Source organism: Acinetobacter uliginosus (genome assembly GCF_044130295.1).
Lineage (GTDB): Bacteria > Pseudomonadota > Gammaproteobacteria > Pseudomonadales > Moraxellaceae > Acinetobacter.
The window spans coordinates 1-26,513 of record NZ_JBIQOC010000066.1 but is presented as its reverse complement, the minus strand read 5'-3'; the positions used below and the strand labels follow the sequence as shown (position 1 = coordinate 26,513).

Sequence of the window (26,513 nt, the reverse complement as noted above, 5' to 3'; positions counted from 1 at the left end):
TGTGACAAAACCTGAATCCTGGTCGTTAAAGTGTTTGTTTGCACTCATATTTTAACTGTTAGGACTCAGGTTTTTTTATTTAAAGCAAACTATGGGACAGCAGTGACCTTAAGGGTCGCTTTTTTAAAGGATCAGATTAGTTATCAGTCGCAAAGGCAATATCGCTGAGCCCGGCTTCGCTCGCACGAGACATCACTTGTGCAACCGTATCATAACGTGATTCTTTATCTGCTTTCAAAATAATGGTTGGCTGACGCTGTTCCTGACCCGCTTGGTTAAATTTCGTCTGCAATTCATCAAGCGTGAGCACCTTGCCATTCCAGGCAACCTCTCCACTGGCATTAATACTAATAGTGACGTTTTTAGGCGGCAAATCCGTAATATCTGCTGTTGTTTTAGGTAAGGTTAATGGAATTGACGGGTTAGCAACGGTTGCTGTCACCAGGAAGATGATCATCAATACCAACATAATATCGATCAGTGGAATGAGGTTCATCTCATTCATACCTACATCGTTGTCTTCGCCCAATTGAAAGCCCATTAAGCCTGACCTCCCACCAGATTGTTTGTTGCTGCTTTAGTTTCTACCTGAGCTGCACTGTCCTGTTGCAACATGGTATCAATCAACAAACTGTGTGCCTGATCTTGTAACTCGTGTGACAAACTTCGATTGGCACGGGTACACATGTTATAAGCCAGTACCGCAGGAATCGCGACAGCCAAACCCAGACCGGTCATAATCAAGGCTTCACCAACAGGTGTCGCCACTTGAGCCAAGCCTGCCTGACCACTCTTACCTACTGCAACCAGCGCGTGGAAAATACCCCAAACCGTACCAAACAAACCTACAAACGGTGCCAGTGAAGCAATGGTACCCAAAACTGCCACACCTTTTTCAGCATTGGATTTTTCAGCTGAAATTTGACGCAACAACGCCTGTTCTGCCACAGCTTTACGTTGTTCAAAATTCAAAGCTGCAAATTTTGCTTTTAACTTGCTTAACGCTTGAGAAAGTTGAGCATAAGCTTGTTGTTTCAGTTGGCGAGTCCCCATTATACGTAAAATGAAGATGGTCCATGTCGCAATCGACATTGCCAATAACACGAAATACAGGGTTTTACTCACTGCATCAGCATGTTGCCAATAAACTGAAAAGTTCATACTCGAACTCCTAATAAATGTTAGCCGCGTGGATTCACTGTCAATTCCAATGGGAGGTTAGCCTTGATTGGATAAGCCACGCCATTTTCTTTGTACGGTTTGAATTTGGAACTACGCACAGAGCGTAAAATCTTTTCATCTAAAGCAGGAACACCCGTCGAACGTACTATATGCGCTGAGGTAATTACCCCTTTTTCATTCGCTTCAATATACACCATGGCTGTACGCGTTTGCCCTTGCAGATCGCTATTGCTATAGGATGGTTTTGGCGAACGGCTCCATTGCACGCCTGAACCACCAATCACAACATTTTTTGGTGATGGCAATGCAGGAGGCGCAACCGGTGCAGGCGGTGTAACTGGCGCAGGTGGAGGTGTCACTGGTGCGGGTTTCACCACTTTGGTTTCAGAAATCGTGGTCGTTACTGTCGGTTTCGGTGGTGCTTCCACCGGTTTGATCACGGGTCTCGGTGTTTCTGCTTTTTTAACTTGTTGAACCTTTTCTACCTTTTTCGGTGGGGGTGGAAGCTGTTTTTTTACAATTTCAACCTGTTTCACTTCTTTCGGTTTTGGGGGTTCTTTTTTCGGTTCCGCTTTAGGCTTTGGTGGTAGCGGTTTTGCTGGCCCTTGAATTTTTACAAAACGCACCTTTAACGGTTCTTTTTCAATCGGTTTCAGTTCCGGAGTTTTCATGTGCCCTACCGCCCACAACACGCCCATGTGACCCACCACTACCGCAAGCAAGGCAGTGATCATTTTCTTTTTCATTGGATTGGGAGTTTGCATCTTTAGAGCGGAGGATTGACTCATTAAAATCAGTTACCTAATTTAAGCGATTGTAGATCTATAAAGATTTCAGCAATCAGGCTCATCGGTTAGTACAATTAAAGCACCCCAATAATAAATGAGAAGTGTTTTCATTTGCAACTATTAAAATGCCCGTTTTGATAAGTTTTTTGAATCGAAAACGAAAAAGGCATGCCTAAAACATGCCTTTTAAACCAGTATTTTTAGCAATATTTATTGAAAAACAACTGTTTTATTGCCATCCACAATAATACGGTCTTCCAGATGCCATTTCACTGCACGGGCCAAAACATTGCGTTCCACATCTTGTCCAAGTTCACGGAGCTGATCAACGGTGAAATCATGGTTCACGCGTTCCACATCCTGTTCAATGATCGGGCCCTGATCGAGGTCAGCAGTCACATAATGCGCTGTTGCACCAATCAGTTTCACCCCTTTATCATAGGCCTGTTTATACGGGTTCGCACCGACAAAGGCTGGCAAGAAGGAATGGTGGATGTTGATAATTTTCATTTCCCAGTTTTTAACAAATTCTTCATCCAGAATTTGCATATAACGCGCAAGAATCAGTAAATCGTTGCCCTGCATGATTTCATCGATTTTGGCATAGGCTTCACGTTTATTTTCTTTATTCACCGGCACCACTTCAAACGGAATACCAAAGTTTTCTACCGCTTCACGCAAGGTGTCATGGTTGGAGACCACTTTGGTAATTTCACATTGTAAACCGCCACGCGCATGACGCCATAACAGCTCAAGCAAGGCATGATCGACTTTAGAAACCAGAATCCCGACTTTTTTCACATCACTGACCAGTGCCAGACGCCAGTGCATGTCATAGCGTTCTGCCACATTGCTGGCAAAAGTCTGGGTTAAACTTTCTTTACGGCTTTGCAAATTTTCCAGTTCAAATTCAACACGCATGAAATAACGTCCGCCCTGAGCTTCAGTCGCGTATTGATCAAGTGCGGTAATATTTGCTCCCTGATGATACAAAAAGCTCGAAACAGCTTGCACGATACCTGGTTTATCTTCACAAGTAATCAGTAAACGTGCCGTGTTAGCAGTGGACATATTCATGTTGGTTAATATCACTAATCAGTTAAATTGAAAAACAAGCCGAGTATTCTAACGCTTTTTTTAGGCTTTCTAAATAGGCTAGCCTGCATCATGTTTTTTACTGGACGATAAACTTTCAAAAAGCTCTGAAGGGCCGAGCGTTTCAAGTAAATGTTCATAAGTTTGACGGCTTTCACCACGCAGATAAGCCCCTTCCAGAAATACCATTTGACGTAATGCCTGCCACACCCATTTTTCTTCCAGATGGTTCGAATCGGTAATATGACCTGACATATACAGGAAGTTGGTCCAGTTGGTCAAAACAATCCACAAGTTAATAATCAGGGCTTCAATTTCTGAGTCTGTCATTTCCATTAAGCCCGCATTCACGAAAGCTTTATAGATTTTTTGCCCCTGCTGCATCACCTGTCCGGCAAAGCGTGGATACATTTTTCTAAAATCTTCATTATTTTCAACCAAATGATAGACATCACGATGCAAAAAGCGATAGGCCCAAAGCTGGCTGCTCAGCACCTGAAAATAACGAATTTTATCGTTGGCATCAAGCGGACGATCATCAGGCAATGCCAGCATCTCCAGAGTTTCGCCTTGATACTGCTCCATTAACTCTTTGATGATTTCGTTTTTATTGCGAAAATGGTAATACAAATTACCCGGGCTCATATTCAGTTCAGCTGCAATATGATTGGTTGTTACCGAACGCTCACCGCGTTCATTAAATAACTGTAAGCTGAGCTGTAAAATACGTTCTTTGGTTTTCACCGTTTTGGAGTGAGACATCCTAAAGTAACCATTCATTCAATAGGTTAGCGAACTAACACATAAAGTAACTTGACTATTTAGAGTTTTTACTCTAAAAATTAAATTAATCGCTTTTTATTCAATGGTAGCAGGTCATGAACAGTCAGACAAAAACAACTTCAATGACACCACATTCGTTTAATATTCAGCACTTACATGACGTACTAGAACAGCAAAAGCACGCTTACCTGCGTCATTCCTTTCCATCGGCAAAAGAGCGGATTGACCGTTTAGCACGCCTCAAGCGTATCTTAGTTAAATATCAAGATCAATTTGCTGAAGCAATTAATCAAGACTATGGTAACCGTTCTATTGGTGAAACCAAAATCGGTGAACTACTCACCTGCCTTGAACAGATCAGATATTATAGCAAGCATTTGACCGGCTGGATGAAACCTTCGAAGCGTCATGTTGGAATTATCCATCAGCCAGCAAAAGCATGGGTGCAATATCAACCCTTGGGTGTGATCGGGATTATTGCCCCATGGAACTACCCATTATTGTTGTCGGTTGGTCCGCTCATTTGTGCAATTGCCGCTGGTAACCATGCCATGATCAAGATTTCTAGTGCCTCCAGTCATTTTGGTCGTGCCTTGGAAAAAGCCTTGGGTGAAGCATTTCCGACCGAACTGGTTGCGGTGATTAATGGTGGCGGACCAGTTTCCGATGCCTTTAGCCATTTAGCCTTTGATAAAATTGTTTTTACCGGTTCAACCGAAATTGGTAAAACCGTAATGGCAGCAGCTGCAGAAAACCTGGTGCCGGTAATTTTAGAACTGGGCGGCAAATCACCGGTACTGGTTCATCCTTCTATTGATTTGCAAGATGTGGCACAGCGCCTGGCTGCAGGTAAACTGTGGAATTCAGGTCAAACCTGTGTGGCACCGGACTATATGTTCCTGCCTAAAGGTAAAACCGCCGAATTTGTTGAGCATTTTAAAGCCTGTGTGGAAGAGATGTATCCAAGTATTGAATACAATCAGGATTACACCTCGATTATTAATGACAAACAATACAACCGCCTGCAGGGCTATCTGGAAGATGCCCGTACCCATGGCGCTAAAATTATTGAATTAAATCCGGCACATGAAGATTTAAGCAAGGTTCGAAAAATTGCGCCAACCGTCGTGACCGGTGTCACAACGGAAATGCGGATTATGAAAGAAGAAATTTTTGGTCCGATCCTTCCTATTCTGGAATATGATCAAATTGACGATGTGATTGACTTTATTAATAGCCGTCCTCGTCCACTTGCATTATACTATTTCGACTTTGATCAGGCGCGTGCCGACTATGTCGCACAGCATACTCATTCAGGGCATTTCGGACAGAATATGGTATTAACCCATGTAGCACAGGATGACTTACCTTTTGGTGGGGTCGGTGCTTCAGGTATGGGTAAATATCATGGTCCAGAAGGTTTCTTCAGTTTGTCGCATGAACGGTCAGTAATGTCTAATCCAAAGCTGTATAGCTTAAAATTCATTCTCCCACCGTTTAACAAGCCGATTCACAAACTGATTTCCAAGACCCTTCTTCGATAACTGATCAAGGCATGATCTATCACACATGATCATGCCGCGTTTTTCTTAAATTCGCTTGTCTTTTAAGCGTATTTTTGGTATAAAACGCCCCTTGAATGATTTCATCCGTTTACTTTTAATGACTAGCCGCACAATCGGTGCTGTCTAGCAATGGAGTTCACCATGTCTAAGGTTTGCCAAGTTACCGGCAAGCGTCCAGTCGTTGGAAACAATGTCTCGCACGCCAATAACAAAACCAAACGCCGGTTCGAGCCGAACCTGCATCACCACCGTTTCTGGTTAGAAAGCGAAAAACGTTTCGTACGTATTCGTTTAACCACTAAGGGTATGCGTATTATCGACAAATTGGGCATTGAAAAGGTTGTTGCTGATCTTCGTGCTCAAGGTCAAAAGATCTAAGGAGTCAGTACAATGCGTGATAAAATTCGCCTAGTTTCTTCAGCTGGTACAGGTTATTTCTATACTACGACTAAGAACAAACGTACTATGCCGGAAAAAATGGAAATCAAAAAATTTGATCCAAAAATCCGTCAACACGTAATCTTCAAAGAAGCTAAAATTAAATAATTTTGACTTCTTGAAAAAAGCGGCCCTTCCGGGTCGTTTTTTTTTTGCATTTTTTTTACCCGACTTGTTACACTTCTAGGCATTCTTTTTTGGCATTTTTTGTGCTTATTCTTTTTTACCCTTAACTTTGGCTCAAGCTTAAGGAGTCTTTAGTGCCTCATGATATAGATCTGATTATATTACTTGCCGTTGGCTTTGGACTGGCACTCATTTTTGGCTATATTGCTGCACGTATTCGTCTTCCTCCCCTAATTGGCTATTTAGTTGCGGGTATTGTGATTAGCCCGAATACGCCAGGCATTGTGGGCGATATTCATCTTGCCAACCAGCTGGCTGAACTGGGGGTCATGTTCCTGATGTTCGGGGTTGGTATGCATTTTTCCTTAACCGACCTGATGCAGGTACGCCGTATTGCCTTACCAGGTGCAGTTCTGCAAATTGCTGTAGCAACCTTGCTTGGTATAGGCGTAACGATGATCTGGGGCTGGAGTTTTGGCTCTGCACTGGTGTTTGGTCTAAGCCTGTCCTGTGCCAGTACCGTGGTCCTCCTGAAAGCCTTGGGAGACCAAGGTCTCATCAACTCTGTAAATGGCAAGATTGCCGTGGGCTGGTTATTGGTTGAAGATCTGGTCATGGTGCTGGTACTTGTACTGCTCCCTGCCACTGCAGTTTTACTGGGTGGAACAGCAATTTCCGGCTCAGACCCAAATGCCAATATCTGGATGACTTTAGCTGTCACCCTATTGAAAGTAGCCGGCTTTATTGCCTTTATGCTGATTGTAGGTAAACGTCTGGTACCCTGGATTATGCAGATCGTTGCTCGTCTGGGATCGCGTGAACTGTTTACCTTGACCGTAGTAGCTGCTGCGGTTTCTATAGCCTTTGGTGCTTATAAGGTTTTTGGTGTATCGATGGCACTGGGTGCATTCTTCGCCGGGATGGTGGTCAAAGAGTCCGATTTCAGCCATCGTGCCGAAGAAGAAACTTTACCCTTACGTGAAATTTTCTCAATTTTATTCTTTGTGTCAGTAGGCATGCTGTTTGATCCCATGATTTTAGTGCAGCAGCCCTGGCATGTTCTTGCCGTGGTGGCCATTATTATGATTGGCAAGACTATCGCGGCAATGGCACTGGTGCTGTTCTTCCGTTATCCAATTAACACCGCTTTAACAGTGGGTGCCAGCCTTGCACAAATTGGCGAGTTTTCTTTCATTTTGGCGACCTTAGGCGTTTCACTAAATCTATTGTCTTTAGAAGGACAAAACCTGATTTTAGCCGGTGCACTTATCTCCATTACCTTAAATTCATTTGTGTTCTCTGCCATTGAACCGGTACAAAACTGGATTCGTGAACGCTCACATTTGGCCCGCTTGCTTGAACGTAGTGGTGACCCGCTGTCGATGTTGCCAGATGAAGTCTCACAAGAATACTTGCGTGATCAGGTGGTGATTGTTGGTCATGGTGAGGTGGGACGCCGCATTACCAAAGCCTTAATGCAGCAAGAAATTAAAGTGGTAATTGCCGAAGAAAACCGTGAGATCGTTGAAAGCCTACGTGACAAAGGCATTGCAGCGGTATCCGGACACGCGACCGAAGCCGGGGTACTCATTCAGGCGCATATCCAGCATGCACGCCTGCTGGTACTGTCTCCAATGGATATTCTGGATATCCATAAAATTGTCGACATTGCCAAAACCTTGAATCCACAAATTCAGGTGTTGGTATGTGCCGAAAGCAAGGAAGAAGCTGAGGTGATCCGTCGTGAAAATATCGGTCAGGTTTATTTTGCCAAAGAAGAAATGGCTATCAACATGACCAACCATATTTTAAACCAGATCCAGATTGCGCATCATCAAGCACCGACACACTAATCTTCAATTCATAAAAAAGCGCACCAAAGTGCGCTTTTTAGGTTTAAACAAGCTTAACTCAGATACTTCGGCTGTTCATCCATGATTTCAGCCTGCCACTCATTGACCTGCTTTTCCATCATGGCAAACAAAGCCGCCTGCATCATGTGCTGGGCAATTACCTGCGTTTGATCACCAAGTAACGCTTTGACCTGATCATTAAACTGAATCTTGACCAGCGGTTCTTTTTCAGAGCCTGCATTTCGCAATGCCAACTCACCACCTTCAAGTTGAACAAGTTCTAAAATCGCTTCTTGACTACCAAATAATTCTTTCAAATGTTCTATAGACATATATCCTCCATGTTCAACATGGTGGCAAAGGGCTGTTGCACTTTGCATTACTTAGACTATTTATATAAGGTCGATGACAGAAACTTCAAGAGTACCGGTGCTAAAGTTTAAAATTCAACCATCTCATTACGAAACCCGTCAATTAACTGGGTCAGGTCACGATGCCATTCACGCAGAATTTTGGTATCCGGCAACCAGGCTTGAGGGGTTTGGGTCACTTTAATAATCAGGTTGGAAGATGTTTCATCTTCAGGTTCTGGAGCACTCGGTTCTGGTGCATATTGACACATACGGTAGGCACGTTTTAGCTCGGCAATAAAACCCTGTTTCGCCAACTGCTGCATCACAGTCACTTCAGGCGAAATCTGCCCTTTTTCTGCCATATGTTCTTCAATCGATTTCAAGGTCGGAGCAAAGTCATTTAACCGGTAGTAACGAACCAGTTCCTGCAAAAATGCCAATACTGCACCATGCAAATGAAATACCGCCGCTTCACGATGTGCCTGAGCTTGCTGAATATGGTCGGTTTGTTCCGCTTGTTGACATGCAAGACGTGCAAAATACAGTTTCTGATTGGTACGATCGGCATGAAAGCGAGCAACACGAGACATGGTGATTTCCTAAGATTTGGCGTGATTACACCGTTAAGATTAAACGGTCTTTCAGAAAAATTACAATAAAAATTGTGGAAGATTCATTTCAATGAGTGAGATATAGAGTGTCACTTCAATGATCATGGATGATTTCAGCCAGAATAATTTACATCCTTCCAGATCAAAAGATGGGGATTCAATAGACCAATTCAACCTGATCAAAGCCTGGTTATTTCATCCATAAAAAAAGGAGCATCGCTCCTTTCATTCTTTATTCTGCTGCTGGCTTGTCTTCAGCCTGTTTCACACGAATCCCCGCTCCATGCAAACGCAGGGTATTTAAGCCTTTAATCGCTTTCACCGCTTCACGGCCATGTGGCATTTCCACAAAAGCAAAACCCTTTGATTTACCTGTTGCAGCATCTAAAACCAAGGTGCATGAATCTACCGTGCCATATTGCTTGAACAGTTCAAGCAATTCAGCTTCTGTCACTGTACGTTCTAAATTACGAACTAAAATTTTCATCTGATGACCTTTAAATAGGCTAAAAAAACCAAAAAGCACTCGCCTACTTACTTTTTGCACTTCAATATTGAGATAGTTTAATCGAGATCGATACCAAAATCTAAATTAATCGATTGCCGTTCAATTAAGGCACTTTTTACGGTTTGCTGACGCGGCTTGTAATGGGTCTCGGTCGTGCACAGGTTGCGGGTCAGGTCATTCAGGAAATAGCTTTCAATTTTTCGTCCCTGTTCATCGACCTGATCCCGCGCCCAAAGATTCAGGTTTTGCTTGGTTAAAATCAGTTCATCTTTGGCCCGGGTTAAAGCCACATAGAGCACCCGGCGTTCTTCTTCGACTTCGTCAAAATTGCCTTGTGCGCGTGCGTGCGGATACTGTCCGGCAGAAACATTGGCCACATAACAAATTTTCTGTTCTGTGCCTTTGGCCGAATGAATGGTAATCAGGGTCACCACATCATCTTCAGACTGGCGTTCAATTTCACTGATGGAAACCGGATCGAGTACATATTCTTCCAGAAATTCACTCAGCTGATCATGTTTGGTGGCCAGCTGCTTGACCAAATCAAAATCGCCCATCCGTTTCGACCAATCTTTTTTGGCATAGTTTTCTTCCAACTGTTCGACCAGTGCTTCTATCCCTAAGGCAACACAAGCCTGCACCTGATCTTTTAATACCGACATCTGCTTCATGATCAGCAGCGTTTTCTCGGGAATACGGCCAAATTTTTCCAGTTTGTCAAAAATCAGTTCTGGATTGTCCTGCTGCAATAATTGCTGCGCCAGTTTACTGGCCCCGACATCTCCCACGCCATTCCATAAGGTCAGAAAACGCATCCAGGCAATATCATCCAGCGGATTGGCAATCACCCGCAATAAACTAAGCAGGTCTTTGACATGTGCAGTTTCCAGCAGTTTCATACCACCAATAAAACGGTACGGCACATTGGCCTGAATAAACGCCGCCTCAATGTGACGTGCGGCAAAACTGGAACGTACCAACACCATATGGTCATGCCAAGGCGTGCCTTCCAGAAAATGCCGCTCTTTGATATCAATGGCAATCCATTTGGCTTCATCAAATTCATTCGGGAAAATATGCAGTTTGGGTTTAATGCCCTCGCCACGATGTGCATCTAGACGTTTGTCATATTTGATTGGACTCTGATCCAGCAACCAGTTAGACAAGTCCAAAATTTGCTGGGTAGAACGGTAATTCTGTTCCAGTTTAAAAATCTGTGCATCCGGTACGCGTTCTTTAAAATGGTGAATATTTTCAAAGTCTGCGCCACGAAAACCGTAAATCGACTGGGCATCATCCCCCACACAGAACAGACTGACTTTATCTTTTAAAGGTTCGAGTAGAGCCCATTGCAATGGATTGGTATCCTGCATTTCATCCACCAGCATATGCTGACAGATAGAAGCCACATAATCACTGAGACCTTCCGATTGAGCCAGTGCCGATGCCACCACTGCCAAAATATCATCATAATCCAGAAAGCTACGTGCACGTTTTCGTGCTTCATACTCTTTCATGATGTCCGCGATTTGATCTTTATATTCTAAAAATTCAGGATGCTGTTTCTCTAAAGAAATGCTGAGTTTTTGCCGGGTATTGCGTGCAAAGGAATACAGATCACACAGCTGCTGCGGCTTAGGCAAGGCATTGGGATTTTTTTTATCATCCTTACCGCGAATTAAGCGAAACATCATCAACTGATCATCACGGTCAATAATCGAAAACTGTTCCAGACCAAAAGCTTTGGGAATACGGCGCAGCAAATACATACAAAAAGTATGAAAGGTGGATGCGCGTAAACCTTTGGCCTGCTCGCCCAGAGCCAATTCTACCCGTGCCACAATTTCACTGGCAGCACGGCGGGTAAAAGTCAAAATTTGAATTTGATTGGCCGGCACACCTTGATCAATCAGATAGGCGGCACGTGCCACAATGGTTTTAGTTTTGCCACAGCCTGCCCCTGCAAGTACCAGACTATGCTTTGCCTCGGTGGTGGCAGCCTGTTTTTGTTGCGGGTTTAATTCATCAATCAGGGTGGCTAAACTCATGGTGTCTCATCGTGTTCGGTAGATGAATAGTTTAACAGAGGTTTTAGTAAAACCTGAGTAATGCGCCTTGATTCATTTTTTTATTCCTTAAGCATTTTTTCAAAAACTGAATACTGTGTTTACTCAATCAAATGCCCATCGTTATTCCCTCTCCTTTTTAAGGAGAGGGTTAGGGAGAGGTTACTATTTAAAACTCCCCTCATCCTAGCCTTCTCCCTGAGGGAGAAGGAACTTCACAAATTTGATGATGTCTTAATTATTTAAATAAGTTCATTAAAATTATAGTTTCTTACATATTGCTCAACTGCTTCTTCCAAATACATTGAAGCATGCACAATTGCATGTTCCATTGAAATTTCAGGAGGATTAATCCCGATAATTTGACTAAAACCTAAGTCATATAGTTCATCAATACCATCGCCAACTACACCCGCAAAAGCAATCACAGGCTTATTGAATTGCTTTGCGACCTGCGCCACCCCAAACGGCGTTTTGCCAAATTTTGTTTGAAAATCAATTTTTCCTTCACCCGTCAACACATAATCAGCCTGAGCAATTTTGTCTGCCAATTTGGTCTGTTCAATTACCAGCTCTACACCTGAGCGAATCTTGGCACCTGTAAACACCATCAAACCAAAGCCCAGACCGCCTGCTGCACCTGCACCCGCAATCTCCCGACAATCTATTCCAAGTTGCTGCTCAACAAGCTTAGCAAAATGACTTAAGTTGTTATCCAGAGTTTTCACTATTTCAGGCGTAGCCCCTTTCTGCGGACCAAAAACATAAGATGCACCATTTGCACCACACAAAGGATTATTCACATCGCTGGCAATGATGATTTCTGTTTGTGCTAAACGCGCATCCAAACCGGAAAGATCAATCTTTTTAATCTGGTCAAGCTGACCACCGCCTACCGCAGCATCGCAGCCTGTAGCATCGAGAAATTTTACACCCAAAGCCTGTGTCATACCCGCACCGGCATCATTGGTCACGCTGCCCCCCAAACCGATAATGATCTTGGATACGCCTAAATCCAGCGCTGCTTTAATCATTTCTCCTGTACCTAAGGTAGTCGTGAGTAAAGGATTGCGCTGGGCGGGTTCTAAAAGATGGATGCCATTGGCTTTTGCCATTTCGATAATGGCTGTTTTTCTCCCATCGACTAAACCGAAGTAGGTTTGGATTTTTTGCGAGGCTAATGGACCAGTCACTTCACACTCAATCTTTTGTCCACCTTGTGCAGCAATCAGGGCATCTACAGTACCTTCACCACCATCTGCCATGGGCACCGAAATACACACCGCATCTGGATATACATTTTGAATGCCACGCTGCATCGCCTGACAGGCCTGTTCGGCGGTCATACTTTCTTTAAAGGAATCGGGGGCAAGCACAAAGGTTTTAGGCATAATCAACAAAAAATGAAAGCAATAAATCTTTATACAATAAAAAAGAGCGCTCTATGCGCCCTTTTCTCCTACTTCACTGTTATACATCTGCCGAACTTTGCGGTACTTCACGTTTGATATAAGATGCTAAAGTCAAATAATTAATCCCCTGAAATAAAACATCTATCGCCAGAAACAGACCCAGTACCCAGAACGGAGCATCAGGTGATTTTAAAATCATAATCCCGGTCACCAAGGTTAACAGGCCCGAAAATAAGATCCAGCCCCAACCTTGATACACTTTAAAAATAATGGCACTAAAAATACGGATGATACCGGCCACGATCAATACAATTGCCAACAGATTGGTCAATACAATCGCGGTTTTTACCGGTGTGCTAAAAGCATAATAACCAGCGACCAGATACAGAACGCCAAACAGGGCCCATAGCCAGCGAGTCCCCCCTTCAAAAATTTTGAAAGCAGCAATAAAGTGCAGAATACCGCCAATCATCATCAGTATGCCAAACAGGAATACCACAGAAAGCGTAGCAAAAGGCAGTGAAGCAAGCAGTACAAGAGCAAACAAGGTCAGCACAATGCCCAGACCTAAATACCACTTTCGATTTTCATGCAGCTGATGTCGAACTAAATCATTTCCTACTGTTCTCATGTTTTTTCTCAAGTCTTTTGTTGAGGAATACCTGTAGTTTTAGCTGATTTTCGGTCAAAAGTCTGTTATTTCTCTGCATTTTAATCAACAGCCCGATACGTAACTGTGGATAAAAGCATCGTTATCCCCAAGGGTTATTTTTTCCAGCCCAATTCAATTGCGGTTATTTCATTAATCAAAGTCTGTTTCAATGAATCCGGCATCCTGCTTTTTTGTTGTGACAGTGGAATATGTCCGCCCATCAACTCTGCTTTGGCTTGAGGAAATAAAGGCTGCTGGTTTGGATAAGCATATCCAATCGGATAGGCAGGCTGTCCTGTGGACAAATCATACTTATCACTTGCGCCAAAGCTATGCAGTAATTCATGCACCAATACAATCTTGTTTTGTTCAGCCTGTTTTTTAGATGCAAATAAATTGACTGAACCTATGCGCCCTTTTTGCAAAGCAGTGGAATGTTTTAATTCTTTAATTGTTTGGGGATCATAATAATTTAAATATAAAGTCACGCTGGGTGAACCATCAGCACTGTCATGCTGTTTCCAGGCATAAAAACGGAATTTTAGGCTCCATAAAATGGTATCCAGCATGGTTGCCTGTTCAGGTACTTTAGGAGGAATTTGTTTAAGTTCACGGCCCAACTGGAAATAAATCGCAATCGGCTGCCCACGGTACTGTGCTGACATCTGTTGTAAATATTCTTGACTCTCTTTTAACTCGGAGAGATTCAGCGATTGAATATAATCTTGAGTCGCAGCCCGCCCATCTGCATTGATGGGATGCAGCATGACAATAATGGGTTTGGACCAGTCTTGATTCTGGTCACGGTAGGCATTTACTGCCACAATCAATAAAATGATGAGTAAACACAGTATCCGAATGTTTTTCCACATATTATCCAATGCTCTGCTTTTTTATTTTTCTTAAATACATTTGACTCATTTCAATTTTAGTTTCAAATAAATTAAGCGTTTTTATCAAACCTGATAATTTAGCTCGACCATAATTTCGTGAATCAAAATCAGGTTTTACTGCACTAATATATTGTCCAACCATACCCAAATTTGCCCAGCCATTTTCATCAGCGTTATCTTTAACAGCTTTATAAATCAAATTTAAAGTAGCCCGATCCATTGCTTCGGGTAAAGTACTTTCTTTAGTTTGTTGGATAGCTTTAGATTCTGTTGTCTTTACAGTTTCTGCTATTTTTTTATCTTGTACTAATGCTAATTCCTCATCCTCACCATTTTTAACATCTACATCCGTTAGGAGATTTTCTACATAAATAAATTTATCACATGCCTTTTTAAAAGCTTCAGGAGTCGATTTCTTACCAAAACCATAAACACTCAGACCATTTTCACGAATACGTGAAGCTAAAGTGGTAAAATCACTGTCACTTGATACGATACAAAAACCATCTAATGCACCTGCATAGAGTAAATCCATGGCATCAATAATTAAGATCATATCTGTTGCATCTTTGCCTTTTGTATAAGCAAATTACTGAACGGGAGTTATTGCATGGGGTAATAGAACATCTCTCCATTTTTTTAACGCCTCACTACTCCAATCTCCATAAACTCTTTTTACACTTGCTATCCCATACTTCGCGACTTCTTCAAGTACAGATGAAATGGCGTTAATTGAAGAATTATCTGCATCAATGAGTACAGCAAATTTTTTTGTCTGGATTTCCACTCTTCCCCCAATTAAATATTTGATTCATTTGTTATATGAATCATTTTGACATAAAAAATGCCGACTTTCGTCAGCATTTTTTGCATTTCTTAAAACTTAAGCTTCAACCCATTTTCCATCCTGGAATACCAGACTCCACTTGGTTTGTTTGCCTTCAGCATTTTCAGAACCAATATATTGTGCCTGATTCTTACGGCTGAATTTCACTAAAGTTGGATTTCCTTCGGGATCGGCATCCGGCGCTTGTAAAATAAACTGATATTTTGGATCAAGCTGCTCGGCCACACTACGCAGTTCAGCCACTTTCGGTGCACGGGTTTCGCGCACTTTGGGGAACTTGCTCGCTGCCAGGAATAAACCTGCCGCGCCATCACGAAGTACAAAGAAATCATCATGCTTGCTTGAACGCAAGTGTTCCATTTTAATTGGATCTACACGCGGAGGTGCAGGCTGACCATTCTTTAACACTTTACGGGTATTGTCACAGCTGGTACAGGCAAAATAAGGTCCAAAACGGCCAGTCTTCAGCTGCATTTCTCCATCACATTTATCACATGGAATAGTTGGACCATCGTAACCTTTAATTTTGAACTCACCTTCTTCAAGTTCAAAACCGGCACAATCCGGGTTGTTACCACAGATATGCAGTTTACGACCACCATCAATCACATAACTATCCATTGCCGTTTCACAAATCGGGCAACGTTTTTTTGACATCAAGTCTGCAGTTTCTGCCGCATCATCATCAGACAGTGCTGCCAAGGATTCTACTGGTGTTAAATTCAGGGTACCTTTACAGCGTTCTTTAGGCGGCAAGTTATAGCCCGAACAGCCCAGAAACACACCTGTGGTTCCGGTACGAATCTGCATTGGACGTGAACATTCAGGGCAATGTACCGCTTCCACTTCCACAGGCAGGTTACGGCGCATACCGTGTTCGCCTTGGGCGGTGGTTAGGCGTTTTTTAAAGTCGCCATAGAAGTTATCCAATAACTCTTTCCAGTTACGCTGACCATCTGCCACTTTATCCAGCTGACCTTCAAGATCCGCAGTAAAATCGTAGTTCATCAGGTTGTTAAAACTTTCATCGAGACGATCGGTCACGATTTCACCCATCTTCTCGGCAAAGAGACGACGGTTTTCCAGTTTCACATAACCACGGTCCTGAATAGTAGAAATAATCGCAGCATAGGTCGATGGACGACCAATACCACGTTTTTCCAGTTCTTTTACCAGCGATGCTTCAGTGAAACGTGCAGGCGGTTTAGTAAAATGCTGAGAAGGATCGAGTTTTTCCAGTTTCAGTACTTCACCGACTTTTACCGCAGGTAGCAGAATATCGTCATCCGCTTTGTTTGCACCGCGAACTTTGGTGAAACCATCAAAGACCAGAGTACGACCTTTGGCTTTCAGTTCCACACCATTGGCATCGACTAAAATGGTTGATGACAGGTATTCTGCTGGAGTCATCTGACAAGCTACAAACTGGCGCCAGATCAGGTCATACAAACGTTGTGCATCACGTTCCACACCCACCAAGCTATCGCCTTTCAGCGCCACATTGGAAGGACGAATCGCTTCGTGGGCTTCTTGTGCACCCGCCTTGTTGCCATAGCGGTTTGGCTTGGCAGGCAAATATTTTGCGCCATACTCATTTTCAATATGACCACGCACCATATTGACTGCATCATCACTCAAGAAAGTGGAGTCAGTACGCATATAGGTGATGAAACCCGCTTCATACAAGCGCTGTGCCAGCATCATGGTTTTCTTCACAGAGAAACCTAGACGTGTGCTTGCCGCCTGTTGCAGGGTTGATGTGATATACGGTGCGCTTGGGTTGACCTTGGTCGGTTTATCTTCACGGCTGGCAACTTTATATTCGGCATCTTTGATCAGGTTTAATAAAGCATCGGTTTCAGCTTTATTGTGCAGCTTGAGGGTTTTACCGCCCTGCTTCACTGCTTCAAGACGGATGTCATCTTTTTGCGATTTGGTATCTGCAAAAACCTGCCAGTATTCTTCAGGAATGAAAGCACGAATTTCACGTTCACGCTCAACCACCAGTTTTACCGCAACTGACTGGACACGACCCGCCGATAAACCACGGGCGATTTTTTCCCAAAGTAATGGTGAGATCATAAAACCGACAACACGGTCGAGGAAACGACGGGCTTGTTGAGCATTGACCTTATCAATATCTAAACGTGCCGGTTGTTTAAACGCTTCCTGAATGGCATTTTTGGTAATTTCGTTAAAGACTACACGCTGGTAACGTGAATCATCCCCACCAATCACTTCTTTTAAATGCCAGGCAATGGCTTCCCCTTCACGGTCCAAATCCGTTGCGAGGTAGATTTCATCGACTTGCGATGCCAATTTTTTCAGTTCTGCAACGACATTTTCTTTGCCCGGAAGCACTTCATAATGTGCTTTCCAGCCATGTTCAGGGTCAACCCCCATACGATTGACCAAAGCTAACTGAGCTTTTTCGGCTTTTTGTTCATCGGTCAGTTTGGCACGTGATACAGGTTTTTTTTCTGTACTTTTAGATCCGCCAGTCGGCAAGTCACGCACATGACCTACTGATGATTTTACGATGTAATTTGGACCCAGATATTTGTTGATTGTTTTCGCTTTTGCAGGCGACTCCACAATCACTAAGGCACGTTTGTTCGCAGCACTCGGTGATTTTGCTGTGGTGCTTTTGGATGTGGACCGAGGAGCGTTCGCCATAGTTAACCGTTAATCCTGTTTGATGGGTTTATAAATTAAAATTCAGCCAAAGACGTTAAATAAGCTTTGATGTCATCTAACTGAGTTGCTCGAAGGTCTGATTCTTCATCCCAATAGAGTCCTACACAGTTTGCCTGCATATCAATAGCATAAATGCCCTTTAATGCAATGGGAAAATCGTTAAACTTCTCATCACCTTGCACAACTTTGAGTTTCTGATCTTCCACACGTGCACGCATCAATGGCAGTCGGGCGTCTGGAATTAAAACACTGTAATAGGCCACCATACTGGCACGCTTTTCCGTTGCCATGGGCACTTTGGTCCAATCGGGAGCGGCCACTAAACGCGGATGTAAAGCCATCTTGCGCGCCTTTTCACGCATCAGGCCTAATGCTTTTTCTCTTGGGCTGACACGTAGCCCAAAAATTGAGCCAAGCACAAACAGCACGATGAAGACTGTAATCCAAATTCCAGTATTTTCCATAGTACAACCTTATTATTCCTTTATTAGAGTTGCATAAGCTGAATATAAAACGCAAGTTACAGCGATGAAATTAATTCAGGAGCAGCTCATGACTATACAGGACTTCACTACCATTCCAGTAAATATATCCTTTCTCAATCAATTCCTTAAGCAATAATCGTACATCCGATTTCGGGAAAAGCTGCTCCAGCAAATCGCGCAAGGCATAAATGTCTTTCGGTTTATCGGATTTTAATTCGCGTAGTTTTTGCGCCACAATCACCTGCACCGGATCAATCTTGGAAAAGTTTTTAAATAACTCTTTTTGCGCCTGATGCAATGTTTTGGCCTGCACTTCTTCTACTTCTTGTTGTGAAGATTCAGGGGATAAATCCGCAAAAGCAGCAGAAATATTTTGAGCTTTTTCTACCGATGTTTTCTGCTCCAAGTCCAGTTGCATCCATTGCTTAATGACTTTTTTACGGAAACTGATTTGCTGGTCAAAACGTTTCACAATTTTTAGATTAATCAATAAGCCAGTGAGATGCTGAAGCTGATCATTTTCGACTTGCAAAATATTCGCCAGCGAGTTCTTCAATTTCTCCAGCGTATTCGGTTTGCCCTTCATTTTCCCTAAAGCATCACAATACTTTTTGACAAGCAATAAATCAGGCTTTTGCAGAATGGTCTCGACACTGGGAATTTTGTACTTTGTATTTAACTCCGGTTCTTCAGCCTGAACCTGGATCAGACTACAGTTCAGGTTGGAAGACTGCAGCATTTCGAGCAGCATTTCACTGCTTGGCATGGCAGATATGAGTTCAATAGAAGCATCGGCATCTAGCAGCGCAAGCAGTTGCCCAACCACAACCGCATACTCAAACTCTTTGTGCTCGACTTCTGCCGTTTCCAGAATGACCACTTGCCCACTGCTGACCCAACTTGAAAATTCCGTTAAATCTTGCAGAGAATATTCAAATTTTCCCTGACAATTAAACAGGTAAATTGCTGCATAATGCGGAATGATGTTACGCAACAATTGCGCAGTCGGCATATTATTTTCAAGATCAAGAAGAACGACTTTATGACTCATATCTTCGAATAAACAGTTCGGCTAGGCAGATGCGGTGCATTAGAACGGGAACCATGGCAAAGGTCAAATACTTTATGCTTCTGGTTTTTTACTCAGTGGCATGACTCGACCTAGTGCTTTAATTTTAGAAGGTTATTCAATAGCGAAGGAAAGGATAAGTTAAGTTCTTTTTCAAATAAAAAAGCCCTGATCAACACCAAGGCTTTAATACACGGACGGGTTCAGCTCAATAATGCGGTGGCCGGTTGGACATCGGATCAAAGGCAGCAATGCCTTCCGATAAATCGGCAGATTCCACACGCTGATAAAGCAACTGCATTTGCTTCTTTAAATCCATAATTTCAATATGTTGACGTGTTACCTGTTCATTCAACTGTTCAACTAAATCATCTAAAAATGTAATTCGGACTTGCAAATCTTCCAAGTGTGCGGAAAATGACGCCTGATCATTAAGATTTTTTTGTTTAGTCATTTTAAGTCCTCATTGGGGATTTCAGGAAACAGTATGGCCTATATTACTTTAAGGGATGTCCAACTTGCGTTTGGCGGACCGTCCCTGCTCGACGGCGCGAACTTTAATCTGGAACGCGGTGAACGAGTCTGTTTGATTGGCCGTAATGGTGAGGGTAAGTCTACCTTACTTAAACTCATCGAAGGAAGTTTGCTACCAGATCGTGGTGAAGTTTCTATACAAAATGGCATCACCATTTCCATGCTGGCCCAAGATGTACCGATGGATTCCGGCAAAGTCGCCGACATTGTAGCCGATGGTGCAGGTGAAGCTGCTGCTGTACTAAAAGCTTATCATGAAGCCAGTGATGCCTGCGTACTGGGAGATATGGAAGCCTGCGACCGCATGGGTAACTTACAGCACAAACTCGATCAAGTCGATGGCTGGGCTTTAGAGAACAAAGTAAATTCAATTTTAAGCAAAATGGGGTTAGACCCGGATGCCGATTTAGCCGATTTGTCCGGTGGTCGTAAACGTCGTGTTCTTTTAGCACGTGCCCTACTCACTCAACCCGATGTACTTTTACTCGACGAACCAACAAACCATCTGGACGTTGAAAGTATTGAATGGCTGGAAAAATTCCTGCTCGATCAAAATAATCTGACCCTGTTATTTATTTCGCATGACCGTTCATTTGTCGACAGCATTGCCACCCGTATTGTCGAGTTGGACCGTGGTCAATTGCGCAGTTTTGAAGGCAACTATTCACGTTACCTTGACCTTAAAGCTCAGCAAATGGAAGCAGAAGAAAAGCAAAATGCTTTATTTGACAAACGTTTAGCTGAAGAAGAAGTCTGGATTCGTCAAGGCATTAAAGCACGCCGTACCCGTAACGAAGGCCGTGTCCGTGCCTTAAAAGAATTGCGTGAAGAATCAAAAGCACGTCGCTCACAGCAAGGCAAAGTGAGCATGGCCACTCAGGACGCCAACCGCTCAGGCAAGGTCGTGTTTGAAATTGAGCATTTACGTGTGGCCTTTGGCAATCAGGAACCGATTATCAAAGATTTCTCTGCCTTGGTATTACGTGGCGACCGTATAGGTCTGGTCGGTGATAACGGTGTCGGTAAAACCACGCTGATCAAAGCTATTCTAGGCGAGATTGAACACGGTGGTTCGGTAAAAACCGGCACCCAGCTTGAAATTGCCTATTTTGACCAGCTACGTAATGCACTTGATTTAGAGAAATCGGTTAAAGACAACGTTTCTGAAGGTTCGGACTTTGTCGATGTCAATGGTGGCCGCCGCCATATCTATAGCTATTTACAGGACTTCCTGTTCTCACCTGAACGTGCGCGTACACCGGTTAAAGCGCTTTCTGGTGGTGAACGTAACCGTATTCTGCTCGCCAAACTATTGCTCAAACCATCCAACCTGATTGTGATGGATGAACCGACCAATGACCTGGATATGGTGACGCTTGAACTGCTAGAAGAAATGCTCGGCGATTATAAAGGTACCCTGTTACTGATCTCGCATGACCGTGCCTTTATGGACAACGTGGTGACATCCACCTGGGTATTTGACGGTAAAGGCAATATCGATGAATACATCGGCGGTTATCAGGATTACTTGCAACAACGTCCTGATCAGACTGTGGTGGATCAGAAAAGTGATGTCAAAAAAGCTATGGCCAAAGCAGAAGCCAAAGCGGCTGAACCTGCTCCGGCAAAGAAAGTGAAACTCAGCTATAAAGATCAGCGTGCTTTAGAGCAACTGCCTGCTGAAATGGAAGCGCTGGAAAAAGAGCAAGCTGAAATTAACGCTCAACTTGCCGATGGTTCCCTGTTTGTGAGCGATGCAGACAAAGCCATGAAACTTTCCAACCGCCTGACTGAAATTGATGACCTGTTACTGGAAAAATTAGAGCGTTGGGAAGAATTAGAAAATCTGGTCAACGGCAACTGATCTGATTCATTCTAGGGGCACCTGTAATTGGCGTTACAGGTGCTTTTTTATTAAAAAAATAACTTCATGTTACACTTGCACAAAACTTTTGTTCAAAATGGTCACTATGAGTAAAAAGCCAGATTACCAACCCGGAGAATTCCAATGGTCTTTCCTGCTGCCTCAATATTGGGGTATCTGGATTGGGATTGTCTTGCTGATGATTTTGGCAATTTTACCCTGGGCCATTCAGTACCGTTTAGCCACTTTTATTGGCAATCTGGCATTTGACAAGCTGAAATCGCGCCGCAAAACCACTGTCCGTAACCTGGAAGTCTGTTTTCCTGAATGGTCTGCACAGCAGGTTCAGGAGAATGCACGTCAGGTTTTTATCGACCAGATGATTGGTATTTTTGAAACCTTGAATGCCTGGTACTGCCCGCAATGGTTTAAAGACCGCGTCACGATTGAAGGTCTGGAACATATTCAAAATGCCCAAGCCGCAGGACAAGGGGTTTTACTGCTTGGTACGCATTCTACTTTGCTGGATGCCGGTGGCTACCTGTGTGCCCAGTATTTCGAACCGGATGTGGTTTATCGTCCGCAGAACAATCCTTTGCTCGATATGCTGATTTACCGCTGTCGTGCCACTATTTATGCCCACCAGATTGACCATGACGACATGCGTGGCCTGATCCGCAATCTGAAAGAAGGTCATGCCATCTGGTATAGCCCGGATCAGGATTTTGGTTTAAAACAGGGTGTGATGGCACCGTTTTTCGGTACTCCTGCTGCCACGGTAACGGCACATCGCCGTTTACTGAAAATATCCAAAGCCGTACCGATTCCTTTATATTTTTATCGTAGCGGGGATTTAAAAGATCCGCGTTATCATGTTCTAATTGAACCTGTGGTGGATAATCTGCCCAGTGAAGATGAAGTCGATGATGCCACACATGTCAATCAGATTATTGAACGTCAGCTGCGTATTGCCCCGACCCAATATATGTGGTTCCATCGTCGCTTTAAAACTCGTCCGGAAGGCTTTGAGAAAATCTATTAATAAGATAATTAAGATAACTAAGAAACCTCGCACAGAATCTACTATCGTGTAAAGGCGACAAGGATGTCGCCCGTTAGACTGCGATATCATGGATGTATCGTCAGTCCAACAGATGGTTTTGTTACTTTTGCCGAAACAAAAGTAAAGAATAAACTCCTAATATTGGATAAATGAACGGTAAAACTCCGCTTTGCGACAACCCTAAAGGCAAAAAACCATGAAAGTGATGCAACTTCTTCCTGAACTGAATAGCGGTGGCGTAGAACGCGGTACTTTAGAAATCGCCCGTGCCTTGGTTGCAGAAGGTCATGAATCTTTGGTGGTGTCGAATGGTGGCCGGCTAGTGGCCCAGCTTGAAGCGGAAGGTTCAACACATTTGATGCTAGCCATTCATAAAAAAGCCCTGTCGAGCTTATGGCAAATTCGTCCGCTACGTCAGCTGATTGAACAGCACCAACCAGATATCGTGCATATACGTTCCCGCGTGCCTGCATGGCTGACCCATTTTGCTTTAAAAGGCATTCCTGCTGCGCGTCGTCCACATTTAATCAGTACCGTGCATGGCTTCTATTCGATTAACCGTTATAGTCAAATCATGACCCAGGCTGAAAAAGTCATTGCCGTATCGGATAGCGTGGTGAAATACATCACCGACAACTACAAAAATTGTCCAGCGCAGGATATTGTCCGGATTTACCGTGGCATAGACCCTACCGCTTTCCCACATGGTTATCAGCCGTCTGTACAATGGCTGAATCAAACTTTTAAAGACTTTCCTGAACTGGAAAACAAGTTTTTACTCTGTCTTCCAGGACGGATTACCCGTTTAAAAGGTCATGAAACCCTGATTGGATTGGTCGAAAAATTACAGCAACAATACCCCAACTTGCATGCGGTAGTGGTGGGTGGAGCCGATCCGAAAAAAGCCGCTTATTTGAAAGAAATGCAGGACACAATTCAAGGCAAAGGCTTAACTGACAAAATCACTTTCGTTGGTCATCGCTCAGATATTCGTGAATGGCTGGCATTTAGCGATGTGGTGCTCTCCCTTTCCAATCAGGCAGAAACCTTTGGTCGTACTGCTTTAGAAGCACTATCGGTAGGCACTCCGGTGATTGGCTGGAACCGTGGCGGGGTTGCGGAGATCTTATCGCAGCTGTATCCACAAGGTTTAATTGCCGTGGATGATCACGCTGCACTGTTCAATGCAGTCAAGAATCATCTGGATGAACCGCAACAAGTAAAGCCAGTCACAACATTTAGCTTGAAAGAGATGTGTGATCAGACGCTTCACTTATATAAGCAAGTCTTGAAATAGACTTCATTGATTATATAAGCAAGTCTTGAAATAGACTTCATTGATGAGTCATTTTTCAATGGCGACAAGCTGTTAGTAATACCGAAATTAAAAGCAAATTTTCGTAAACATTGAATAATTGGATATATGAAGAGGATGACAGGCATTGATATTTCGAAAGCCATAACGTATTAAACCCTCCACACCCGAAATCGTACCATGAGCCAAATGAGCAGCGGCCAGAAAATGGTATTGATGATATCGTGCACACTGGCACCAATATGCCACAGCCCATAATTGATTAAATCATCACGGGCATCCAACAGCTCTGCAGCAATTGCAACAATAAGCACAGCCAAAATCGCCCACTTCGACTTCAACTGATGATGGTGGAAAAACGCCACGATAAAAAATAGCGTCAGCCCTGCATAAATATGTAAAGCATCACGTGATAGTTCAGTAAAATTTACGACATAAATTTTAAGTTCTTGAAATGTTGATAAATACATGGCTGAAATTTTATTTTCAAGAGGTTCTATAAAACCATAGACCCGAGTTCTGCATCCTGCAAAACTCGGGTACATGAGGTTGTGCTTTCAAATGTTATTTTTATTCTGTTATTGCTATCCATTGCTGCATCATATCCATGATGACTTTCTATCAGCCATGTGTTTGATCTTCCATAATGGAATTTTCCTTTCCCGGCTCCTTGGCTGATGAGTACAGATTAAGCTAGTTTATAAAAAAGAAACATTCGCAATTGACCTAAATCAATGTAAGCCATTTCGTACACTTTTCTATTATTTAATCTGCCTGCTTGATTGCATTTTTATAGCTCTGGGCAATTTCATCGGTGACTGGTTTTTCTTCTTTTTCAGCTTTTTCAATACCTTCTTTTATTGTTTCTTGTGCCTGCTGTTCATCAGCATCCGTTTGCTCCAGTTCTTCTTGCACCCCTTCAAAAACACGTCCTGTCTGTAAAACCACATAAACCGGAAAATGGTCTGAACCTATATGAGGCAATCTTTTCATATGGACCAAGGCAAAATCGGTACTGTGAAAAATATGATCCAGCGACCAACGCAATAAGGGATAATCGGCATGGAAAGTATTCACAAAGTGACGCCCCACGCGTGGATCGAGCAAACCACTCATGCGCTGAAACAGTCGGGTCGTTCGCGACCAGGCCACATCATTCAAGTCTCCCATCACAATACAGCTTTCATCCAGATCCTTGATCTGGTCACCCACAATTAATAGTTCAGCATCCCGTAGCGTCGAATCTTTCGCTTCAGTAGGGCTCGGCGGTTTGGGATGCAGGCAATAAAGCTGGACCGGTTGACCTGAACGTAAAATGACTGTGGTATGAATGGAAGGAATCTCATCACTTAAAATGAACTTGACCTCGGTATCTTTCAGCTCTAAACGGCTATACAGATGCATGCCGTATAAATTATCCAGAGGTACAGGCACCCGATAGGGATAATCTTTTTCAATCACGGAAAGTGCTTTTTGCCAGACCTGATCTGATTCTAGCGTTAACAGCAAATCTGGCTGATGCTTTTGAATCTGCTCAATTAACAACTGGTATTGGGTATTTGACGTCAGTACATTAGAAATGATCAGGGAGATTTGCTTGTCAGGATTCAGCTGATGTTTGCGGACATGCTTGACCTGCTTTTTCCAAAGAAAGGTATAAGGCAGCACCATTTTGAGCTGGTACGCCAGTGCCGCAATCAGACCGATAAAAATAATTTCCCGTGTTAAATTCCAGGGTTGCTCCCAGACCAGCAGCAGAACAAAAGCAATCAGTCCTAAAACCAGAATTTGTAGCCGTGGAAAATCAGCACCTCGAATCCACCACTCATCCCGTGGAATCAGTGACCAGAATGTCAGCCATATCACTAAAACTGCAATTATTTCCACCCAAATCATCAGCTTTACTCTGTTTATCTTGGTAAAGAGGTGGTCCCACATGTTTGAACAACTAAAAGCTTATTTATAAGTGATACTCTGCTCTAGTTAAGCTACCTTATTTTGTTGTGGTAGCTGGTCATAGTAAAACTCATCTGGAGTCATTTTGTCCAGACTCGAATGAGGTCGTTTCAAATTATAAAATTCAAAATATGCGTTTAATTGCTTCTTCGCATCCAAAACATTGCTGTAGGCTTTGAGATACACCTCTTCATATTTAACGCTCCGCCATAATCGTTCAACCATCACATTATCAACCCATCGACCTTTACCATCCATACTGATTTGAATGCCATTTGATTTCAATACATCAATAAATGCATCACTGGTAAACTGACTGCCTTGGTCTGTATTAAATATTTCAGGTCGACCATATTTT

The 26,513-nt window shown here is 43.2% G+C and carries 26 protein-coding genes and 1 pseudogene; 7 read left to right on the top strand and 20 right to left on the bottom strand.

Features of this window, described 5'->3' with window-relative positions; genetic code table 11:
• Positions 1-136: 136 nt before the first annotated feature.
• The 5 genes from ACE01T_RS12680 to ACE01T_RS12660 all read right to left on the bottom strand — a co-directional run bounded on the left by ACE01T_RS12680 (position 137) and on the right by ACE01T_RS12660 (position 3,827).
• Complete coding sequence (locus tag ACE01T_RS12680; RefSeq protein ID WP_086195340.1) at positions 137-541, bottom strand: ExbD/TolR family protein; 405 nt, start codon at positions 539-541, stop codon at positions 137-139.
• Positions 541-1,161 (bottom strand): MotA/TolQ/ExbB proton channel family protein, encoded by a 621-nt coding sequence (locus tag ACE01T_RS12675; RefSeq protein WP_086195339.1) that lies wholly within the window; start codon positions 1,159-1,161, stop codon positions 541-543. Before ACE01T_RS12675 ends, ACE01T_RS12680 begins: the two co-directional genes overlap by 1 nt.
• Positions 1,162-1,181: 20 nt before the next feature.
• Positions 1,182-1,970, bottom strand: a complete 789-nt coding sequence (locus tag ACE01T_RS12670) for an energy transducer TonB (RefSeq protein WP_086195338.1) — start codon at positions 1,968-1,970, stop codon at positions 1,182-1,184.
• A gap of 210 nt (positions 1,971-2,180) precedes the next feature.
• Positions 2,181-3,047: a formyltetrahydrofolate deformylase gene (gene purU / locus ACE01T_RS12665; protein WP_395519366.1), complete on the bottom strand. Its 867-nt coding sequence runs from the start codon at positions 3,045-3,047 to the stop codon at positions 2,181-2,183.
• Between the two features lie 78 nt (positions 3,048-3,125).
• Positions 3,126-3,827, bottom strand: coding sequence for a TetR/AcrR family transcriptional regulator (locus ACE01T_RS12660; RefSeq protein ID WP_086195336.1), 702 nt, complete (start codon positions 3,825-3,827; stop codon positions 3,126-3,128).
• 116 nt (positions 3,828-3,943) lie between these two features.
• On the opposite strand from ACE01T_RS12660, the gene ACE01T_RS12655 reads away from it, so the two are divergent.
• From ACE01T_RS12655 to ACE01T_RS12640, 4 genes are all read left to right on the top strand, one after another.
• Positions 3,944-5,392, top strand: coding sequence for a coniferyl aldehyde dehydrogenase (locus tag ACE01T_RS12655; RefSeq protein WP_086195335.1), 1,449 nt, complete (start codon positions 3,944-3,946; stop codon positions 5,390-5,392).
• Between the two features lie 162 nt (positions 5,393-5,554).
• Positions 5,555-5,791: a 50S ribosomal protein L28 gene (gene rpmB / locus ACE01T_RS12650; RefSeq protein WP_086195334.1), complete on the top strand. Its 237-nt coding sequence runs from the start codon at positions 5,555-5,557 to the stop codon at positions 5,789-5,791.
• 12 nt (positions 5,792-5,803) lie between these two features.
• Positions 5,804-5,959: a 50S ribosomal protein L33 gene (rpmG, locus tag ACE01T_RS12645; protein WP_001205031.1), complete on the top strand. Its 156-nt coding sequence runs from the start codon at positions 5,804-5,806 to the stop codon at positions 5,957-5,959.
• A 152-nt stretch (positions 5,960-6,111) separates the two neighbouring features.
• On the top strand, positions 6,112-7,830 hold the full coding sequence (locus ACE01T_RS12640) for a cation:proton antiporter (protein ID WP_086195333.1): 1,719 nt from the start codon (positions 6,112-6,114) through the stop codon (positions 7,828-7,830).
• 53 nt (positions 7,831-7,883) lie between these two features.
• Here the strand turns inward: ACE01T_RS12640 and ACE01T_RS12635 are convergent, their stop codons facing one another.
• The 12 genes and pseudogenes from ACE01T_RS12635 to ACE01T_RS12580 form a co-directional block, all read right to left on the bottom strand.
• Complete coding sequence (locus tag ACE01T_RS12635; RefSeq protein ID WP_086195332.1) at positions 7,884-8,162, bottom strand: hypothetical protein; 279 nt, start codon at positions 8,160-8,162, stop codon at positions 7,884-7,886.
• A 107-nt stretch (positions 8,163-8,269) separates the two neighbouring features.
• A complete protein-coding gene (locus ACE01T_RS12630) occupies positions 8,270-8,773 on the bottom strand; it encodes a DUF6586 family protein (protein WP_086195331.1) in 504 nt (167 codons plus the stop codon).
• Between the two features lie 253 nt (positions 8,774-9,026).
• Positions 9,027-9,281: an RNA recognition motif domain-containing protein gene (locus tag ACE01T_RS12625; protein WP_086195425.1), complete on the bottom strand. Its 255-nt coding sequence runs from the start codon at positions 9,279-9,281 to the stop codon at positions 9,027-9,029.
• Positions 9,282-9,358: 77 nt separating this feature from the next.
• The gene (locus ACE01T_RS12620) at positions 9,359-11,350 is read right to left on the bottom strand and encodes an ATP-dependent helicase (protein WP_086195330.1); all 1,992 of its coding nucleotides are present in this window, start codon (positions 11,348-11,350) and stop codon (positions 9,359-9,361) included.
• Positions 11,351-11,610: 260 nt separating this feature from the next.
• Positions 11,611-12,759, bottom strand: a complete 1,149-nt coding sequence (locus ACE01T_RS12615) for a glycerate kinase (RefSeq protein ID WP_086195329.1) — start codon at positions 12,757-12,759, stop codon at positions 11,611-11,613.
• 79 nt (positions 12,760-12,838) lie between these two features.
• Positions 12,839-13,411, bottom strand: coding sequence for an HdeD family acid-resistance protein (locus ACE01T_RS12610; protein ID WP_086195328.1), 573 nt, complete (start codon positions 13,409-13,411; stop codon positions 12,839-12,841).
• A gap of 134 nt (positions 13,412-13,545) precedes the next feature.
• The gene (locus tag ACE01T_RS12605; protein WP_086195327.1) at positions 13,546-14,304 is read right to left on the bottom strand and encodes a hypothetical protein; all 759 of its coding nucleotides are present in this window, start codon (positions 14,302-14,304) and stop codon (positions 13,546-13,548) included.
• A gap of 1 nt (position 14,305) precedes the next feature.
• Positions 14,306-15,112, bottom strand: a pseudogene (locus ACE01T_RS12600) (NYN domain-containing protein).
• Positions 15,113-15,208: 96 nt separating this feature from the next.
• Entirely contained in the window at positions 15,209-17,848 is a 2,640-nt protein-coding gene (gene topA / locus ACE01T_RS12595) for a type I DNA topoisomerase (protein ID WP_086195325.1), read from the bottom strand.
• A gap of 35 nt (positions 17,849-17,883) precedes the next feature.
• Positions 17,884-18,333: an ammonium transporter gene (locus ACE01T_RS12590; protein ID WP_086195324.1), complete on the bottom strand. Its 450-nt coding sequence runs from the start codon at positions 18,331-18,333 to the stop codon at positions 17,884-17,886.
• A gap of 70 nt (positions 18,334-18,403) precedes the next feature.
• Positions 18,404-19,405, bottom strand: coding sequence for a hypothetical protein (locus tag ACE01T_RS12585; protein WP_086195323.1), 1,002 nt, complete (start codon positions 19,403-19,405; stop codon positions 18,404-18,406).
• 226 nt (positions 19,406-19,631) lie between these two features.
• Positions 19,632-19,877, bottom strand: a complete 246-nt coding sequence (locus ACE01T_RS12580; RefSeq protein WP_086195322.1) for a SlyX family protein — start codon at positions 19,875-19,877, stop codon at positions 19,632-19,634.
• Positions 19,878-19,910: 33 nt separating this feature from the next.
• On the opposite strand from ACE01T_RS12580, the gene ACE01T_RS12575 reads away from it, so the two are divergent.
• The 3 genes from ACE01T_RS12575 (at position 19,911) to ACE01T_RS12565 (ending at position 24,181) form a co-directional block, all read left to right on the top strand.
• The gene (locus ACE01T_RS12575; protein ID WP_086195321.1) at positions 19,911-21,821 is read left to right on the top strand and encodes an ATP-binding cassette domain-containing protein; all 1,911 of its coding nucleotides are present in this window, start codon (positions 19,911-19,913) and stop codon (positions 21,819-21,821) included.
• Between the two features lie 106 nt (positions 21,822-21,927).
• Complete coding sequence (locus tag ACE01T_RS12570) at positions 21,928-22,863, top strand: LpxL/LpxP family acyltransferase (protein WP_395519365.1); 936 nt, start codon at positions 21,928-21,930, stop codon at positions 22,861-22,863.
• Positions 22,864-23,080: 217 nt separating this feature from the next.
• Positions 23,081-24,181 (top strand): glycosyltransferase family 4 protein, encoded by a 1,101-nt coding sequence (locus ACE01T_RS12565; protein ID WP_086195319.1) that lies wholly within the window; start codon positions 23,081-23,083, stop codon positions 24,179-24,181.
• Between the two features lie 170 nt (positions 24,182-24,351).
• On the opposite strand, the gene ACE01T_RS12560 is transcribed toward ACE01T_RS12565, so the two are convergent.
• From ACE01T_RS12560 to ACE01T_RS12550, 3 genes are all read right to left on the bottom strand, one after another.
• Positions 24,352-24,744 carry a hypothetical protein gene (locus ACE01T_RS12560; protein WP_251992201.1) on the bottom strand — a complete coding sequence of 131 codons (393 nt, stop codon included), beginning with the start codon at positions 24,742-24,744 and terminating at the stop codon, positions 24,352-24,354.
• Positions 24,745-24,964: 220 nt separating this feature from the next.
• Entirely contained in the window at positions 24,965-26,095 is a 1,131-nt protein-coding gene (locus tag ACE01T_RS12555) for an endonuclease/exonuclease/phosphatase family protein (protein WP_086195318.1), read from the bottom strand.
• 87 nt (positions 26,096-26,182) lie between these two features.
• The coding region (locus ACE01T_RS12550; protein ID WP_002052052.1) for an integrase core domain-containing protein at positions 26,183-26,513 on the bottom strand (331 nt) is incomplete at its 5' end.

Coding starts and splice junctions, on each gene's coding strand:
- ACE01T_RS12625 (WP_086195425.1), bottom strand. CDS start 9,281: ATGAAAATTTTAGTTCGTAATTTAGAACGTACAGTGACAGAAGCTGAA.
- ACE01T_RS12615 (WP_086195329.1), bottom strand. CDS start 12,759: ATGCCTAAAACCTTTGTGCTTGCCCCCGATTCCTTTAAAGAAAGTATG.
- ACE01T_RS12635 (WP_086195332.1), bottom strand. CDS start 8,162: ATGTCTATAGAACATTTGAAAGAATTATTTGGTAGTCAAGAAGCGATT.
- ACE01T_RS12580 (WP_086195322.1), bottom strand. CDS start 19,877: ATGACTAAACAAAAAAATCTTAATGATCAGGCGTCATTTTCCGCACAC.
- topA (WP_086195325.1), bottom strand. CDS start 17,848: ATGGCGAACGCTCCTCGGTCCACATCCAAAAGCACCACAGCAAAATCA.
- ACE01T_RS12610 (WP_086195328.1), bottom strand. CDS start 13,411: ATGAGAACAGTAGGAAATGATTTAGTTCGACATCAGCTGCATGAAAAT.
- ACE01T_RS12565 (WP_086195319.1), top strand. CDS start 23,081: ATGAAAGTGATGCAACTTCTTCCTGAACTGAATAGCGGTGGCGTAGAA.
- ACE01T_RS12585 (WP_086195323.1), bottom strand. CDS start 19,405: ATGAGTCATAAAGTCGTTCTTCTTGATCTTGAAAATAATATGCCGACT.
- ACE01T_RS12630 (WP_086195331.1), bottom strand. CDS start 8,773: ATGTCTCGTGTTGCTCGCTTTCATGCCGATCGTACCAATCAGAAACTG.
- ACE01T_RS12575 (WP_086195321.1), top strand. CDS start 19,911: ATGGCCTATATTACTTTAAGGGATGTCCAACTTGCGTTTGGCGGACCG.
- purU (WP_395519366.1), bottom strand. CDS start 3,047: ATGAATATGTCCACTGCTAACACGGCACGTTTACTGATTACTTGTGAA.
- ACE01T_RS12555 (WP_086195318.1), bottom strand. CDS start 26,095: ATGATTTGGGTGGAAATAATTGCAGTTTTAGTGATATGGCTGACATTC.
- ACE01T_RS12620 (WP_086195330.1), bottom strand. CDS start 11,350: ATGAGTTTAGCCACCCTGATTGATGAATTAAACCCGCAACAAAAACAG.
- rpmB (WP_086195334.1), top strand. CDS start 5,555: ATGTCTAAGGTTTGCCAAGTTACCGGCAAGCGTCCAGTCGTTGGAAAC.
- ACE01T_RS12680 (WP_086195340.1), bottom strand. CDS start 541: ATGGGCTTTCAATTGGGCGAAGACAACGATGTAGGTATGAATGAGATG.
- rpmG (WP_001205031.1), top strand. CDS start 5,804: ATGCGTGATAAAATTCGCCTAGTTTCTTCAGCTGGTACAGGTTATTTC.
- ACE01T_RS12660 (WP_086195336.1), bottom strand. CDS start 3,827: ATGTCTCACTCCAAAACGGTGAAAACCAAAGAACGTATTTTACAGCTC.
- ACE01T_RS12560 (WP_251992201.1), bottom strand. CDS start 24,744: ATGTACCCGAGTTTTGCAGGATGCAGAACTCGGGTCTATGGTTTTATA.
- ACE01T_RS12655 (WP_086195335.1), top strand. CDS start 3,944: ATGAACAGTCAGACAAAAACAACTTCAATGACACCACATTCGTTTAAT.
- ACE01T_RS12670 (WP_086195338.1), bottom strand. CDS start 1,970: ATGAGTCAATCCTCCGCTCTAAAGATGCAAACTCCCAATCCAATGAAA.
- ACE01T_RS12605 (WP_086195327.1), bottom strand. CDS start 14,304: ATGTGGAAAAACATTCGGATACTGTGTTTACTCATCATTTTATTGATT.
- ACE01T_RS12675 (WP_086195339.1), bottom strand. CDS start 1,161: ATGAACTTTTCAGTTTATTGGCAACATGCTGATGCAGTGAGTAAAACC.
- ACE01T_RS12590 (WP_086195324.1), bottom strand. CDS start 18,333: ATGGAAAATACTGGAATTTGGATTACAGTCTTCATCGTGCTGTTTGTG.
- ACE01T_RS12570 (WP_395519365.1), top strand. CDS start 21,928: ATGAGTAAAAAGCCAGATTACCAACCCGGAGAATTCCAATGGTCTTTC.